Origin of the sequence: Paraburkholderia sediminicola (assembly GCF_046026855.1) — a bacterium.
In the GTDB taxonomy this organism is placed as follows: Bacteria; Pseudomonadota; Gammaproteobacteria; order Burkholderiales; family Burkholderiaceae; genus Paraburkholderia; species Paraburkholderia sediminicola_A.
Map to the genome: position 1 here is coordinate 131,050 of NZ_JAQQET010000009.1, position 16,163 is coordinate 147,212.

The 16,163-nt window shown below is 61.9% G+C and carries 12 protein-coding genes; 5 read left to right on the plus strand and 7 right to left on the minus strand.

Annotation, left to right across the window (positions count from 1 at the left end):
- Positions 1-86: 86 nt before the first annotated feature.
- On the minus strand, positions 87-566 hold the full coding sequence (gene ispF / locus PQR40_RS12290) for a 2-C-methyl-D-erythritol 2,4-cyclodiphosphate synthase (protein ID WP_408223025.1): 480 nt from the start codon (positions 564-566) through the stop codon (positions 87-89).
- A 38-nt stretch (positions 567-604) separates the two neighbouring features.
- Positions 605-1,321 carry a 2-C-methyl-D-erythritol 4-phosphate cytidylyltransferase gene (gene ispD / locus PQR40_RS12295; protein WP_408223023.1) on the minus strand — a complete coding sequence of 239 codons (717 nt, stop codon included), beginning with the start codon at positions 1,319-1,321 and terminating at the stop codon, positions 605-607.
- Positions 1,322-1,442: 121 nt separating this feature from the next.
- Between ispD and mfd the strand changes: the two genes are divergently transcribed.
- The 4 genes from mfd to mscL all read left to right on the plus strand — a co-directional run bounded on the left by mfd (position 1,443) and on the right by mscL (position 8,024).
- The gene (gene mfd / locus PQR40_RS12300; RefSeq protein ID WP_408223021.1) at positions 1,443-4,925 is read left to right on the plus strand and encodes a transcription-repair coupling factor; all 3,483 of its coding nucleotides are present in this window, start codon (positions 1,443-1,445) and stop codon (positions 4,923-4,925) included.
- 221 nt (positions 4,926-5,146) lie between these two features.
- Positions 5,147-6,397 carry an acetylornithine deacetylase gene (gene argE, locus PQR40_RS12305; RefSeq protein WP_408223019.1) on the plus strand — a complete coding sequence of 417 codons (1,251 nt, stop codon included), beginning with the start codon at positions 5,147-5,149 and terminating at the stop codon, positions 6,395-6,397.
- Positions 6,398-6,452: 55 nt separating this feature from the next.
- Entirely contained in the window at positions 6,453-7,487 is a 1,035-nt protein-coding gene (locus tag PQR40_RS12310; RefSeq protein WP_408223018.1) for a threonine/serine dehydratase family protein, read from the plus strand.
- An 87-nt stretch (positions 7,488-7,574) separates the two neighbouring features.
- A complete protein-coding gene (gene mscL, locus PQR40_RS12315) occupies positions 7,575-8,024 on the plus strand; it encodes a large conductance mechanosensitive channel protein MscL (protein ID WP_408223016.1) in 450 nt (149 codons plus the stop codon).
- Between the two features lie 138 nt (positions 8,025-8,162).
- Here the strand turns inward: mscL and PQR40_RS12320 are convergent, their stop codons facing one another.
- The 3 genes from PQR40_RS12320 to PQR40_RS12330 all read right to left on the minus strand — a co-directional run bounded on the left by PQR40_RS12320 (position 8,163) and on the right by PQR40_RS12330 (position 12,399).
- Positions 8,163-10,154 carry a hybrid sensor histidine kinase/response regulator gene (locus PQR40_RS12320; protein WP_408223014.1) on the minus strand — a complete coding sequence of 664 codons (1,992 nt, stop codon included), beginning with the start codon at positions 10,152-10,154 and terminating at the stop codon, positions 8,163-8,165.
- A gap of 79 nt (positions 10,155-10,233) precedes the next feature.
- Entirely contained in the window at positions 10,234-10,713 is a 480-nt protein-coding gene (locus tag PQR40_RS12325) for a response regulator (RefSeq protein WP_325047697.1), read from the minus strand.
- 75 nt (positions 10,714-10,788) lie between these two features.
- Positions 10,789-12,399 (minus strand): sensor histidine kinase, encoded by a 1,611-nt coding sequence (locus PQR40_RS12330; RefSeq protein ID WP_408509072.1) that lies wholly within the window; start codon positions 12,397-12,399, stop codon positions 10,789-10,791.
- Positions 12,400-12,794: 395 nt separating this feature from the next.
- Here PQR40_RS12330 and PQR40_RS12335 point away from each other — a divergent pair, with 395 nt between their 5' ends.
- Positions 12,795-13,289, plus strand: coding sequence for a hypothetical protein (locus tag PQR40_RS12335; protein WP_408223265.1), 495 nt, complete (start codon positions 12,795-12,797; stop codon positions 13,287-13,289).
- Between the two features lie 4 nt (positions 13,290-13,293).
- Here the strand turns inward: PQR40_RS12335 and PQR40_RS12340 are convergent, their stop codons facing one another.
- Both PQR40_RS12340 and PQR40_RS12345 read right to left on the minus strand, forming a co-directional pair.
- Positions 13,294-13,539, minus strand: a complete 246-nt coding sequence (locus tag PQR40_RS12340; RefSeq protein WP_408223010.1) for a hypothetical protein — start codon at positions 13,537-13,539, stop codon at positions 13,294-13,296.
- Complete coding sequence (locus PQR40_RS12345; RefSeq protein WP_408509073.1) at positions 13,539-16,031, minus strand: AsmA family protein; 2,493 nt, start codon at positions 16,029-16,031, stop codon at positions 13,539-13,541. Before PQR40_RS12345 ends, PQR40_RS12340 begins: the two co-directional genes overlap by 1 nt.
- Positions 16,032-16,163: the final 132 nt, after the last annotated feature.

A 16,163-nucleotide genomic window follows, 5' to 3' on the forward strand; every position in this document is an offset into this window, starting at 1 on the left:
CCATAAAAACACAAACGAGCGCCGCGCAGGCAACCAAATCAAGGAAATCCCAACACCGCAGGCATCCAGAATAACAAGCTACAACCTCAACTCCTGATCAACAAAACCACAGCCTGCGCCTCAATCCCTTCCCCACGCCCGAGATACCCCAGCTTCTCATTAGTTTTAGCTTTAACATTAACCCGCTCAACCGGCAGGTCAAGATCCGCAGCGATATTCGCGCGCATCCCTTCGATATGAGGTGCCAGCTTAGGCGCCTGCGCAATCACACTGCCATCCACATTAGCAATAGAAAACCCAGCGGCTTTAATGCGAGCAAAACACTCGCGCAGTAAAACCCGGCTATCCGCGCCCGCGAATCTGGCATCCGTATCGGAAAAATGCCTCCCAATATCCCCCATCGCGGCAGCACCAAAGATAGCATCGGTAATGGCATGCAACAGCACATCCGCATCTGAATGCCCGAGCAGCCCGCGCTCATAGGGAATCGTCACGCCACCGATAATCAACGGACGTCCCGGCACCAGCGCATGCACGTCATATCCCTGCCCAATTCTGAAATCCATATGCGTCAAGCCCGTTAATTAAAATTGAAATCGTCGAATCAGGAAGCGGAAGCGGGCCGGCACAGAATCGCCTCGGCCAGATCGAAGTCTTCCGGATAAGTGACCTTGAAGTTGCGCAAGCTGCCCTGGACCAATCTGGGCGCGTGTCCCAGCCACTCGATCGCGCTCGCTTCGTCGGTCAGGTCATGGCCGTCGGCCTGCGCGCGCAGAATCGCCTCGCGCAACATGCCGATACGGAACATCTGCGGCGTCTGCGCCTGCCATAGGCCATCGCGCGCTTCGGTACGGGCAATCCGCCCGTCAGACGAACCCGAGTCGATCCGCTTCAAGGTATCCGCAACAGGCAAGGCCATAATGCCGCCCACCGCGTCGTCCTTTAGCGCGCCGATCAGCGTGCGGATCAGCGCCGGTGTAATACCCGGCCGCGCGGCGTCGTGTACCAGCACCCAGTCGTCGTCGTGCGCGCCGAACTCGGCCAGCGCGTGCAAGCCATTCAGCACCGACGCCTGGCGCGATGCCCCGCCGGAGCGGCGCACGGCAAAACGCAAGCCGCCGAAGCGGCGGGCGTCGAAGTGCTGGTCGTCGGGGGCAATCACCACAAGGGTTTGCGCAAACTCGCTGCAGGCGTCAAATGCCGCCAGCGAGTAATGCAACATGTCGCGGCCGGCGACAGTGCGATATTGTTTGGGCATCGCGGCGCCGGAACGGCTGCCGGTGCCAGCGCACGGAATCAGGGCAAATAGACGGGAAGTCACGAGTGCGGACGCCGCGAAGTAAAAGTAAAGGACGGATTTTATAATAGGTCCTTCGCATCTACGCCCTGACACGCGTAAACTTGCCGATCACGTGTGAGCCTGAGGCCGCTTTTTCTCTTCTATGCCAGACATCGCCGCATCATCGCAGTACTCCCCGCCCGTCGCGCTCGTCAAGGCCGGCCAGCGTTTTGCCTTCGACGGCACGCATGGCTCGTCCGATGCGCTGCTGATCGCCCGCTACCATCTGGCCTATCGCGAGAAGGTGCCGCTATTGGCGGTCGTCTGCGAAAGTGCCGTCGACGCGCAACGCCTGGCGCAGGAAATCGGTTTTTTCGCGCCCGAGGCACGCGTGCGCCTGCTGCCCGACTGGGAAACGCTGCCTTACGACACGTTCTCACCGCACCAGGATCTCGTCTCCGAGCGCCTCGCCACGCTGCACGATCTCGGCGAAGGCCGCTGCGACATCCTGCTGGTGCCCGCCACCACTGCCCTGTACCGGATGCCGCCTGCCTCGTTCATGGCCGGCTACACGTTCTCCTTCTCGCAAGGCGAGCGCCTCGACGAAGCCAGGCTCAAAGCGCAATTGACGCTCGCCGGCTACGAGCACGTGAGCCAGGTAGTGCGTCCCGGCGAATACTGCGTGCGCGGTTCGCTGCTCGATCTGTATCCAATGGGCTCGCCCCTGCCGTACCGGATCGACCTGTTCGACGACCAGGTCGACTCGATCCGCGCATTCGATCCGGACACCCAGCGCAGCCTCTACCCGGTGAAAGACGTGCGTCTGCTGCCAGGCCGCGAGTTCCCCTTCGACGAAGCCGCGCGCACGGCATTCCGCAGCCGTTGGCGCGAGACCTTCGAGGGCGATCCGAGCCGCGCCTCGATTTATAAGGATATCGGCAACGGCGTGCCGTCGGCGGGCATCGAATACTACCTGCCGCTCTTCTTCGAAGAAACGGCGACGCTGTTCCATTACCTGCCTGAAGGCGCCCAACTGGCGTTTGTGGGCGATCTGGACGCGGCGATCAAGCGTTTCACCAACGACACCCGGCAGCGCTACAACTTCCTCTCGCACGATCGCGACCGGCCGATTCTGGAGCCGCAACGTCTGTTCCTGTCGGACGAGGACTTCTTTACGTTCGCCAAGCCGTTCGCACGGCTCGTCCTGCCTGCCAACGCGGGCGGCGGCTGGTCCGTGCCGTTGCCGAGTCTCGCGCTCGACCGCCATGCAGACGATCCGGTCGCCGCACTGCGCGCCTATCTCGAGACCACGCCGAACCGCGTGCTCTTTGCCACTGAATCGGCCGGCCGGCGCGAAACGCTGTTGCAACTGCTGGCCGACAATCATCTGAGGCCCGCCTCGAGCGACAGCTTCCAGGACTGGCTGGTCGGCGACTCGCGTTTCTCGCTCGGCGTCGCGCCGCTAGCCAACGGTTTTGCGGTGCCCGTCGACGGCATCGCGGTCATCACCGAGACCGAGCTGTACGGCCCGCTCGCGCGCCGCTCGGGACGGCGCCGCCAGGAACAGGCCAGCAACGTCGATTCGATGGTGCGGGATCTGTCCGAGCTGAAGATCGGCGATCCGGTCGTGCATTCGCAGCACGGTATCGGCCGCTATATGGGCCTCGTGACGATGGACCTCGGCGAAGGTGAGACCGAGTTCCTGCACCTCGAATACGCAAGCAACAGCAAGCTCTACGTGCCGGTCGCGCAGTTGCACGTGATCTCGCGCTACAGCGGCGCGGATCCGGAAAGCGCGCCATTGCATTCGCTCGGGTCGGGTCAGTGGGAAAAGGCCAAACGCAAAGCCGCGCAGCAGATCCGCGACACCGCGGCAGAGCTGTTAAACCTGTACGCCCGTCGCGCACTGCGCGAAGGCCATGCGTTCGCGCTCGAACCGAAAGACTATGTGAAGTTCGCCGAGACCTTCGGCTTCGAGGAGACACCTGACCAGGCCGCAGCGATTGCCGCCGTGATCGGCGACATGACGAGCGGCAAACCGATGGACCGCCTCGTGTGCGGCGACGTCGGGTTCGGCAAGACCGAGGTGGCATTGCGTGCGGCGTTCATCGCGGTGATGGGCGGCAAGCAGGTTGCGCTGCTCTCGCCCACCACGCTGCTCGCCGAACAGCACACACAAACCTTTACCGACCGTTTCTCGGATTGGCCGGTGCGCATTGCCGAATTGTCGCGCTTCAAGTCGACCAAGGAAGTCAACGCGTCGATCCAGCAGATTAACGAAGGCACGGTCGATATCGTGATCGGCACGCACAAGCTGCTGTCGTCGGATGTGCAGTTCAAGCGGCTGGGGCTCGTGATCATCGACGAGGAACACCGTTTCGGCGTGCGTCAGAAAGAAGCGCTGAAGGCACTCAGAGCCGAAGTCGACGTACTCACGCTCACCGCGACGCCGATCCCGCGTACGCTCGGCATGGCGCTCGAAGGCCTGCGCGATTTTTCTGTGATCGCCACCGCGCCGCAAAAGCGCCTCGCGATCAAAACCTTCGTGCGTCGCGAAGAAGACAGCGTGATTCGCGAAGCGATGTTGCGCGAGTTGAAACGCGGCGGCCAGGTCTACTTCCTGCACAACGAAGTCGAGACGATCGAAAATCGCCGGCAGATGCTCGAAGCGCTCGTGCCCGAAGCACGTATCGCGGTCGCGCATGGGCAGATGCATGAGCGCGAACTCGAACGCGTGATGCGCGATTTCGTTGCGCAACGCGCGAACGTTCTGCTGTGCACGACGATTATCGAAACCGGTATCGACGTGCCGAGCGCCAACACGATCCTGATTCACCGCTCCGACAAGTTCGGCCTCGCGCAACTGCATCAATTGCGTGGCCGCGTGGGCCGCTCGCATCACCAGGCGTACTCGTATCTGCTGGTGCATGACCCGCAAGGTCTGACGAAGCAGGCTCAGCGCCGTCTCGAAGCGATCCAGCAGATGGAGGAACTCGGTTCAGGCTTCTATCTCGCGATGCACGACCTCGAGATTCGTGGCACCGGTGAAGTGCTCGGCGACAAGCAATCGGGCGAAATTCAGGAGATCGGTTTCCAGCTCTACACCGACATGCTGAACGACGCTGTGAAGGCGCTCAAGGAAGGCAGAGAGCCGGACCTCACCGCACCGCTCGCCGCGACCACCGAGATCAATCTGCACGCGCCCGCGATTTTGCCGGCGGACTATTGCGGCGACGTGCAGGAACGTCTGTCGCTCTACAAGCGCCTCGCCAATTGCGAACACAACGATTCGATCGACAACATCCAGGAGGAATTGATCGATCGCTTCGGCAAGTTGCCGCCGCAAGCGCATGCGCTCGTCGAGACACATCGTCTGCGTCTGGCGGCCAAGCCTTTGGGCATTTCGAAAATCGACGCGGGCGAAACGGTGATCGGCTTGCAGTTCATCCCCAATCCGCCGATCGACGCAATGCGGATCATCGAGATGGTGCAGAAACACAAGCACATCAAGCTCGCGGGCCAGGACAAGCTGCGTATTGAAACGCGCAGCCCGGATCTGGCCGTGCGTGTGGCAACGGTGAAAGAAACCTTGCGCGCACTCGGAACACCGAGCCGCGGCACGGCGGCCACGGCCGTTGCGCGCTAACGGGTCGTGCTCTTGCGTGCTGACGCGTGCTGATGCACCGGGATCGCGTCAACACCCGGCGCAGACTCCGACACCCACGCGGCACCCACGCCGGCACCATTGAAAAAACGGGGTACGTCTAGCCGTTTTTCATTCATGCTGCGGTGCGCAAACGCGCGCCGCAGCATACGGGTGAGTTTTTTTTGGGTATGATCGAAAGACTCAAATGCTGGAGTCTTGTCATGTCTCACGTCGCTGAATCAGCGCAGTCCTCGCAAACACCCGCCTCTGAATCGAATTCTTCCTCGCCTGCAACGCTGCCTGCCTCGCTCCCTTGGATAACCCGTCTCGTGTCGATGGACACGGTGAGCCGTAACCCCAATCTTGGTCTGATCGAGACCGTGCGCGATGAACTGCGCGCAGTTGGCATCGAAGCCACGCTCACCCACGACGAAAGCGGCAAATGGGCCAATCTGTTTGCAACGATTCCCGCGCACGACGGCGAGACTAACGGCGGCGTGGTGCTGTCGGGCCATACAGACGTAGTGCCCGTAGACGGTCAGCAATGGGACAGCGATCCGTTCAGCCCGGAAATTCGCGGCGATAAGCTGTACGGCCGCGGCACCTGCGACATGAAAGGCTTTATCGGCGCAGCGCTTTCGCTCGTGCCCGAGATGCAGCGCACCCGGCTCGCCAAGCCGATTCATTTTGCCTTGTCGTTCGACGAGGAAGTGGGTTGTGTCGGCGCGCCGCTCCTGATTGCAGATCTGATGAAGCGCGGTGTGAAGCCGGACGGCTGCATCGTCGGCGAGCCGACCAGCATGCGCCCCATCGTGGCGCACAAAGGCATCAACGCGTATCAATGCTGCGTGCGCGGCCAGGCGGCGCACTCCTCGCTTACGCCGAAGGGCTTGAACGCCATCGAATACGCCGCGCGTTTGATCTGCTACATCCGCGATATGGCCGATCAATTCCGCGAGCAAGGCCCGTTCGACGAACTGTACGACGTGCCCTTCACCACGGCGCAAACCAGCACGATCGTTGGCGGTAACGCGATCAATACCGTGCCGGCCGAATGCAAGTTCCAGTTCGAATTTCGCAACCTGCCCACGCTCGATCCCGAACCGATCTTCGCGCGCATCGATCAATATGCACGCGAAACGCTGCTGCCGAAAATGTTGCGCGAGCATCCGTCCGCGGCCATCGAAATCTCCAGAATCGCCGCGGCCCCCGGCCTCGATTCGTCTGAACAAGCCGCGATCACGCAACTCGTGCGCGCGCTGACCGCGGACCAGGACAAGCGCAAAGTCGCGTACGGCACCGAAGCCGGGCTGTTCTCGCTGGCGGGCATTCCGAGCATTGTGTGCGGCCCCGGCGACATCCAGCAGGCGCACAAAGCCAACGAATTCGTGGCGCTGGATCAGCTCGTGGCATGCGAACGTTTCCTGCAGAAATTCATTCACAGCATGTCGGTGGACGCGCACGCGCACTGAAACTGATCGCTGCAAAAATAGTCTTAGCCATATCGAGGAAAAACACGCCCACACCATGTCAACCGCCACGCCGCAGCACACCGACCATACGATCGACGGCGAGCCGATCCCCACACTCGACGACATCGCCACGCAGCACTTTGCGTTGACGCCGTGGGTGACGCGAACGCCCGTATTCGACCGGCTCGACTTTCCGTCGCTGGAAGGCACGGTCGTGAATTTCAAGTTCGAATTGCTGCAGGCAGGCGGCAGCTTCAAGGCGCGTGGCGCGTTCACCAACCTGCTCGCGCTCGACGAAGCGCAACGCAGTGCAGGCGTGACCTGTGTATCGGGCGGCAATCATGCGGTGGCGGTCGCGTACGCGGCAATGCGTCTCGGCGTCAGCGCGAAGGTCGTGTTGTTTCGTGCGGCCAATCCGGCACGCGTTGCCTTGTGCCGGCAGTATCAAGCCGACATCGTGTTCGCGGAAAACATTTCCGAGGCGTTCGAACTGGTGCGCCGTATCGAGGCGGAGGAAGGCCGCTATTTCGTGCACCCGTTCAACGGTTATCGCACCGTGCTGGGCTCGGCTACGCTTGGCTATGAATGGGCCACGCAAACGCCCGACCTCGAAGCGGTGATCGTGCCGATCGGCGGCGGCGGTCTCGCTGCCGGCGTGGCCACCGCCATGCGGCTCGCGAATCCGCGGGTGCACGTGTACGGCGTCGAACCGGAGGGATCGGATGCGATGGGCAAAAGCTTCGCAGCCAATCACACGGTCAAGTTGGGCCACATGCACACGATCGCCGATTCACTGGCTTCGCCGCATACCGAGGAATACAGCTACGAATTGTGCCGCCGTCATATCGACCAGCTCGTCACCGTATCCGACGACCAGTTGCGCGCAGCCATGCTGACCTTGTTCGGACAACTGAAACTAGCCGTCGAACCGGCCTGCGCCGCAGCTACGGCAGCGCTGCTCGGGCCGCTGCGCGAAAAGCTGCAAGGCAAACGCGTAGGCGTGCTGCTATGCGGCACCAATACCGACCCGGTCAGTTTTGCCGCGCATATCGAGCGGGCGCGCCATAGTCAGTCACAGCTTCCAGAGTAAGGTCATTCCGTTCTTTCCTTGCCAAAAGACTAGCCTATCCTTCTCAGATTGGTATGATTCGATTATCGACTTCTGGGAGGAACGTATATGAGCATGGTCAAGGAATTCAAGGAATTTGCCCTGAAAGGCAACGTAATGGATCTCGCCGTCGGTGTGATTATCGGCGGCGCATTTTCCACCATCGTCAATTCAATTGTTAAAGACCTGATCATGCCGGTTGTCGGTGTTGCCACTGGCGGCCTCGATTTCTCCAACAAGTTCATTCGCCTCGGCGATATTCCCGCCAGCTTCAAAGGCAGTCCCGAGTCATATAAAGACTTGCAAACGGCTGGCGTGGCGGTGTTCGGTTATGGCTCGTTCATCACCGTGGCCATCAACTTCGTGATCCTCGCGTTCATCATTTTCCTGATGGTCAAGTTCATCAATAATCTGCGCAAGCCCGCTGAAGCCGCGCCGGCAGAGCCGCCGCCGACACCGGAAGACGTCGTGCTGCTGCGTGAAATCCGCGATTCACTGAAAAACGCGGCGCCGCGTTAAGCGAACTTAAGCATTCGCGCCGGCCCATTAGCCGGCGCAAATAAAGAAAGGCCTGTTGCGAAAAAATCGCCACAGGCCTTTTTCGTGCCGCGTGCAAATTACACCGCCGCAGTCGACCCCGTCGACCCCGCGAACGCACTAAACGTCCCTTTCGTCCCTTTCGTCCTTTTCCGCCTTCTGATTCACCGCGCTTTCAATCATCGCCTCGAGTTGTCCAAAATTGACAGGCTTCGTCAGATGCGAAGTGAAGCCGGCACTCAGGCAGCGGCGCACATCCTCATCGGTACCGAAGCCGGTTAACGCGACCGCCGGCACATCCGAATGCTCGCGGAACGCTTTGACGAAATCGAGACCGGTGCCGTCGGGCAAGCCTACATCGCTGATCACCAGATCGAACGTCTGCGTCTGGGTAGCAGCCAACGCATCGTCCACACGGCCCACGGTGGTCACGTCGTGACCCAGGCTGCGAATCAGTTGCCCCATCACCTCGGCGGTATCCACGTGGTCTTCAATCAGCAAAATAGTCAGCGGGCCGGGAGAATGCACCTCATCAGGCGCGGCAACGGGCGTTGATTGGGCAGGCGCGGCGGCGGTCGGCAGCGTGATCGTGAAAGTCGCCCCGCAGTGCGCGCCCGGACTCTGGGCGACCACCGTGCCGCCATGCACATCCGTCAGCGCCTTGGTGATCGCGAGACCGAGACCCAAGCCGCCGAATTGCCGCGTCATGTTCTGGTTGCCTTGCTCGAACGCGTTGAACAATTTGCCGATCTGCTCGGGCTCGATGCCGATGCCTGTATCCTCGACCGAGATCTGCACGTGCATGCGTTCATCTTGCGTGCGCACATAAATATGGCCGCCGTCCGGCGTGAACTTGGCGGCGTTGCGAATCAGGTTCCACAGCATCTGCTGCAAGCGCGCGCGGTCGGCGAGCACGTAATGGTGCTGCGCATTCTTGCCGACGTGCACGTCCTGCTGCTTGACCTGAATCTCGCTGTGAAAGAGTTCGAGCACGCTGTCCATCACCTCATGCACGTCGACGGTTTCGAGCGACAGACGCAGCTTGCCGTTCGCCACACGTGTGAGATCGAGGAGGTCGTCGATCAGGCGCGCTTCGAGTTCGACGTTGCGGCGGATCATACGCACGCTCGCGCGCGCCTGATCGGGCAGATCCGGGATCATCTCCAGCACGCTGGCGCCCGCCAGTACAGGCGTGAGCGGCGTGCGCAATTCGTGCGACAGCATGGCGAGGAAGCGGTCTTTCGCACGATTGGCTTCTTCGGCGATCTGGCGGGCAGCCTGCTCCGAGGCAAGTAGACGCTCGCGTTCCTCGATCGCCTCGCGCTGGGGATGAATGTCCGTGCAACTGCCAAACCATTTGCTGACATTGCCTTCGGCGTCGCGCATAGCAACGGCGCGGACGTCGAACCAGCGATATTCGCCGTCGTGGCGGCGAATCCGCAGTTCGTGACGATAATCACTGGCGCCGCTCGTCACCGCCTTGAGCCAGGTACGGCGAATCTCTTCACGATCGTCGGGATGCACCGCATCGAGCCACGCGAGGCCGTACGAACTGCTTTCCCCCAATCCCGTGTAGTCGAACCACTGCTTCGAAAGGAAATCGCAATCCCCCGCGGCATTGCAGGTCAGCACGAGGTGCGGCAACGCCTCCGACAATGTCCGGTAATGCTGTTCCCGGTCGCGCAGCAGCAAGGCATCGTCCGACGCCTTCTGCAAGCGCACTTGCGAGAGCACCCGTTCAACAGCCTCAGGCAGATAATCGAGGTAGTCGCCAGATTTCGGCACCACGTCGGATACGCCCGCGCGCAACGCTTCGATCACCCGGGATTCGTCAGTGAAACCGGTCACGAGGATGGCGGGGATCCGCACCCCTTCCGCGCGCAAGCGGCGAAAGAAGTCGAGGCCGGTCTCCGGTCCGCTGAGCTGGTAGTCGAGCACCAGCAGGTCGGGCGTGCCCACGGCGAGCCGCTCGCGGGCCGCTTCGACGCCCGCGCAGATGGCGACCCGGCAGCCGGCGCGTTCAAGCGACTTGCGCGCGAGCCGCAAGATGCCTTCGTCGTCATCGACGACCAGCACATACGCGGCGGGCTGCGGGGACACTTCTTCGGTCATGCGGAGTCTTCTTTGGCTAGGTCTGGTGTCGCTATCTTGTCATGGGCCGCTTTCGGAGCGCCTTCACATGAACCTTACGTCATGGCGCGGCCAGCCGGTGGCCCGGCGGCAGCTTGACCACCTGCAGGAAGAAGCCGAGACGGCGCACCGCTTCGATGAACGCGTCGTATTCGACCGGCTTGGTGATATAGACGTTGCAGCCCAATTCGTAACAGCGCGCGATTTCGCGCGGATCGTCGGTCGTGGTCAGCACAATCACGGGCACCGCGGCTGTCTGCGGCGAATCCTTCAGACGCCGCAACACCTCGAAGCCATCCACGCGCGGCATTTTCAGATCGAGCAGCACGACGAAATTCGTCAGATCTTCGCGAGGCGGGTAAGGGCTCGCGGCGGCGTCCGCCGGCGCCGGGCCGAAGAAATAATCGAGTGCCTGCTGGCCATCGCGAAAGCGCACGAAACCGTTTGAAATACCGGCACGGCGCAGATTGCGCTCGACCAGCGTGGCGTGGCCGTCGTCATCTTCGATCAGCACAATACTGACCGTTTCCCCGTGACTCATATGCCCTCCGTGCAGACAATCTGTTTTCGCATGATGCTCTTAATTGTTCCCACCGTTTCCCTGGGTCTGTCCGGCTCAATTGCGCGCAGGCTGTTCCGGCAATACGACGAAAAAGGTCGACCCCGCGCCTTCCGCCGACTCGACCCACACGCGGCCGCCATGCCGTTCCACCACCCGCCGCACCACCGCGAGGCCAATGCCGTCTCCGTTCGCGACGTCGCCATGCAGACGCTGAAACGCCCGGAACACCTTCGACATATACGCCGCCGGAATACCGAGGCCATTGTCGCGCACATAATAAGTGCGCGTGCGCAACGCGCGCGGTTCCGTCTCGTCGACCGGTTCCGGCTCCAGCGCGCCGACCTCGATGCGCCCATTGCGCGCCGGGTCGAGATAATTGAGCGCGTTACCGATCAGGTTACTGAAAATCTGTTCGATCGCGGCCGGGTCGCCCCATGCAGGCGGCAACTCGCGCACGGTGACCACCACCGCGCGCTGGCTGATTGCGCCTTGCAGCGCGTCGACTACGCGGCCTACCACCCGTCCGACACTCACCCGCTGCCACTGGTATTCGAGCCGGCCGGCACGCGAAATCCGCAAAAGCGCGTCGATGATCGCCGCCGCCCGCGTTACCGCTGTGCGCAGATATTGCAGAGACTCGCGCACATCGCCGTCGAGAATATGCACCATACGCTGATGCTCGGCCTCCGGCAGTTTCGCCGCCTCGACAATGCTGTCCAGTTCGTCGCACGACACCTGTAATTCTTTCGAAAAGCCTTGCAGATTCACCAGCGGCGAGCGCAGATCGTGCGACACGCTGTAGATGAACATTTCATTGTCTTGCGTCTCCTGGCGCAGCTCTTCGTTGACGCCCGCGAGTTCCTGCGCACGCGCTTCGAGCCGCGCTTTCAACCTGGCCTGCTCGCCGTCGGCCTCGCGCAGACGCGCGCCGGTCTGATGCAGCACCGCGTCGAGCGCGGCGATTTCGTCGTTACCGGACAGCGGCGCCGCGAGCTGCCGCCCGCGGCCCAAACGCTCGGCATTGCCCGTCAATACCTCCAGCCGCCGGCCGATGCTGCGCGCAAATACCATGGCTGTGGCCGCCCAGATCAGCATCGAGCCCAACACCGCGGCAATCAGCGCGTATTGCTGGCGTTCACGCCGCCTTGCGAGCGCCGCGCCGCGCTCGGTGTCGAGCCGCGAGGCCTCGTTACTGAACTCAGCCAGCTGTTCGCGAAACAGTGCAATCTGCTGCGGAAGCGCACCTGAGTCCAGCTCGGCAAACGAATTCAGGTTGTGTCCTTCGTGCAGCGCCTGCGAGATTCTGGCGGCCTGCGCACGATACGCTTCGATCGCCTGCTGCATCTTGCGCACGCGCTCGACCTGTTGCGGCGTATCCGCCACCAGCGATTCGAGATTCGAAAGCCGGTCGCCGAGATCGACCCACACCGTACGGCGGTCGATAAATAGCGGATCGCCGACGACCATACCCGTGCGAACCCGCGCGGCCTGACGCAGCAGCGGATCGACAATGGCCGACGACTGATAAAGGATCTGCTTGCTGTTGCTGACCCACTGCGCGGCCTGCGCTGTTTGCTCCTGGGTATCGAAGACGACGCCCAGAAGCGCCAGCTCGACCACGCTCGGCACTGCAATCAGCAGCAAACCCTTGGTGAATAGTTTCATGTTCGCCCGAAGGGTCGTTCAAGCCGCGGCGGCACGCACGGATCACGCACCTCGCATCGCCACGCCAGCGGGCCGTTGCGGTAGGAACTGGCGAGCACGCCAAGGTGCAGCCGGACGGGCCATTATCGACGTGAATGTGAGATATTTCAACGTAGCGGCAAGATGCGCTCGCCCACACAAAAATGACTTTTTTATTGGTACGAGATGTTTTTTCGGCGGCGCGTGCGTCTATGATGGAGACAGATGTGCTGGGAAGCGAAAGCGCGCGGCGAGGCGGTTCGGCATGATTCGTGCGGGAGGCGGTGGGACGGCGTAGACGCCGAATCATCGTGAATCCGGCCTTGTCGTATGCTATAAAAGATCGACGTGCGGCGCGCGAAGCCGGGAGTTGTCGCATGAGGACGCTGCGTTTCTTGCAATTCTTTTTCAGGCGAATTTTTATGTCCTTCCCGAAAAAGCGTAGACGCGCGAAGGTGGACGGCGATGAGTCGTTCCTCGCGGTACTACGGCATTTCAAGCCGTTCGGTCAGCTCGACACCAAAATTGCGCGCGCTCGCGCGCAGGACGAGCCGGTCCTCTATGCACATGTGCTACCCGGGCTCGACGTTCTGCTGTGCAGCGTACGAGGCGCCCAGCCACCCTATCCAGCGCCCGCCGAATTGCGGCGCCGGTGCATCGAATCCATCACCAATGCGTTGGAGCAGCCGCTCGATGGGCTCGAGAACGGCGGATATTGGTATGAAGCCGATGGATTTGGGTTCCTGGTGTTTGCCAGCCGGGCCCGAGGCAAGATCCTGACGGAGTTTGGCGCCACCCGTGTCGGCAGCGCCCGGCGAGGGGTTCGCAGACAGGATGCGGCGGGAGATGCCGCGCCGCGCTCGTTAAGGTAATCGATTATCTTTTTGTTTCCCGTGGCAGCGCCGTTTTCTGCATGTCTACGGCGCTGATCCCGTTGTTCTCTTGTGCCTGCGCGGCACCTGTTCGCCTGCCCCGCGCGCCAATGGCATTACCTTTCCTTTTCCCGCCTGAATGCTGGCGTTCGCCCCGTACTGCGGGAACGCTAATCAGCCACAAGAAAATAAAGGACAGGCCGGCGCCGAAGGACCAGCTCCACCAGTCCGCGGACAGGGCAGAAAACATCAGTTCCCCTTGTATTCGGCCGCATTGGCCGGTGACTTGACCGCAGGCTTCCTGTCGGCCGTAGTCGGCGAGGAAGCGCCTCCGGCAGACTTGTTGAGCGGCGCACCGTCGAGGGAAATGGCCGTTTTAGGTTGCTGCCTGACGCCCGGCGGCGGCGCGGTCGGCGCCTGACGAACCTGCGACAGCAACTGCCCGCACGGCAACGGTTTGTTATTGCTGGGCGCGAGCAGCGGAATCAGCGCCGCAAACGGATTGATCAACCCGAGCCCGATAGCGGCGCCGCCTCGAAGCGCCAGCGCGGCGGCATTCACGCCCACGTGCGGGTCCTTGAACGTTCCCTTCACATACAGCGGCGAGCGCAGCGAAAACACCCGGAAGCCCTTGGTATGCGGATGCACGCCAAGATCCAGGGTCTCGTCGCGCAGATTTACATTGCCGTCGATGTTGATCACCGCGTCGTCCGTGTCGAGCGCGAAGACACGCGAATCCAGTACGCCGTTCGTCGCGACAAAGTCCGCTGCCGCGCAGTTGATCTTCACGTCACGATTGCCGAACAGCTTTTCATAGACCACGTTGGCCACGTTCAACCCCGCTGCTTCCATCAGCAGGCGGCTCACCGTGCCATCGGTGACCAATGCCTTCACCTCGCCGTTCGACGTCGCCGCCAACGCCGCCGGCGAATTGCCCGTCGCGGTCAGCGCGGCGTCGCCGTTGATTTCGCCGAGTGCGTTCTGCATGGTCTTGAAGTTCGGGAACAACTGCTTGAGCTTCAGATGCCGCGCCGAAGTCGCGAAGCGGCCCTTCAGCGGGGTGGCGCTGCCGTCCAGATGAATATTCGATGACAGCGAGCCGCCCGCCACGCCGAACTTCAGCGGCTCGAGCGACAGCACGCCGTCGGTCATCACGACGTGTGTGTACAGGTCCGTGATCGGCAAGCTGGTGTCCTTGACGATGCGGCGGCCCGTGAATTTCACGTCGGCGTCGATCGACTTCCAACGGTCGGTGCGGAACTCTTCGACGGGCAGCACCTTGTTGCCCGGCTGCGCCGTCGCATCGCCGCGCCTGGCCTTGCTGGCTTTCGAGTCCGCGCCGATGATCGGCGCCAGATCCGAGAACTGCAGCAGATGCGACACCAGTTCGCCCTGCAACAGCGGACGCGGCTCACGTGCCGTGTAGGTCAGCGAGCCGTTCAGATCGCTGCCGCCCACCCGGCCCGTAAAATTTTCATACTTGAAAACATTCCCACTGGACTTGAACTGGCCCACGAGGCGCCCGTCAGTCGCATAGGGCGGCGTGTCGGGCAAGGTCACGCCTGTCAGCGAATACAGCCGCGCCAGGCTGTTGCCTTGCAGCCAGAGGCGCAAATCGACTGCGGCAAGATGCGCCGGATCGGTGAGCGTGCCCACCAGACCGACACGCAGATCGCCGGCCTTCACATCGGCCTGAATCGGGAACGGCCGGTTCGCGTCCTGCAACGCCAGCACGCCCCCCACCTTGCCGCTGCCGGATATCGGCGTCCTGTTGTAGGTGCCCTTGACGGTCCAGCCTATCGCGTATGGCGGGATCACCGGCTTCGCACCGTTCGCCGTACCCGCTTCGCTGGCGTTCGACGCCGAGGCTGCCGCCGCGCCGCTCGCGCCCTCGCTTGCACTGTTCGCACCGTTCGCACCGTTCGCCCCACCGGCAACCAGCGCACCTGATGCGCCATTCGCCGCTGTCGCGCCCGACGCGGTGATCTCCGTCGACGAAGCGCCCGAGGCCGCCGCGGCAGACGCCGCCGCGGCGTCAGATGCCGCCTGCGCGTTCGCCTGGGCGGTGAGCTTGCTCGCGCCCGCTTTACCCAACGCCTCCGCCGAGGCACTGCGTGAAGCCGCCTCCTGCTGCTTCATCGCCTCGCCGATCGGAATCGGCTGGCCAAGCGTATCGATGGCCATCTCCATCTCGACTTTCTTCTGCTGATCGGACAACGCGATATTGCCCTTGGCAAACGCGATGTCGTGCAGATCGAGCTTCCATTCAGACGGTCCGCTGGACGACGCCAGTTTGAAAGTCCAGTTGTTGCGCCCGTCGAGCAGTCGTTCGAGGTCGACCGAGGGATTCACGAGATTGATCGCGGGAATCACGATGTCATGCGCGAGCAGCGGCAGCACCTTGACCTCGAAATCGATTTCGTCGAGCGTCGCGAAGTGCGGCTGTTTGGTCCAGTCGGGATTGCCTACCGTGATGTTGGCGGCCGAAAAACGCGGCCAGGGCACCCAGCCACGCCAGCCGGTCTCGCCGACCGGATGCTGCCACCCTACTTTGAGATCGCCGTTGATCGCGAACGGCCGGCCGATTGCCTGCGTGACCTTGTCGTTGACGTAAGGCCGGGCCCGGTTCCAGTCAAAGGTCAGGATAAAAATTGTCAGCGCGACAATCAGAATGACGATGATCGCCACCAGCCATGCGATGATTTTTCCTATCCGCCTTCCAATTGTGCTCGCCACTGCCATTGAGAAGCTCCGTCGTTGTTCTTCGTTGTGCATCGGGGCAGCACGTATCGTGCCTGGTAGTACTGTCTGATAGATGCCGTTTTATCATGCCGTACCGTTCGGGCACAGGTTGCCCTGCCATGAAAACGTCAA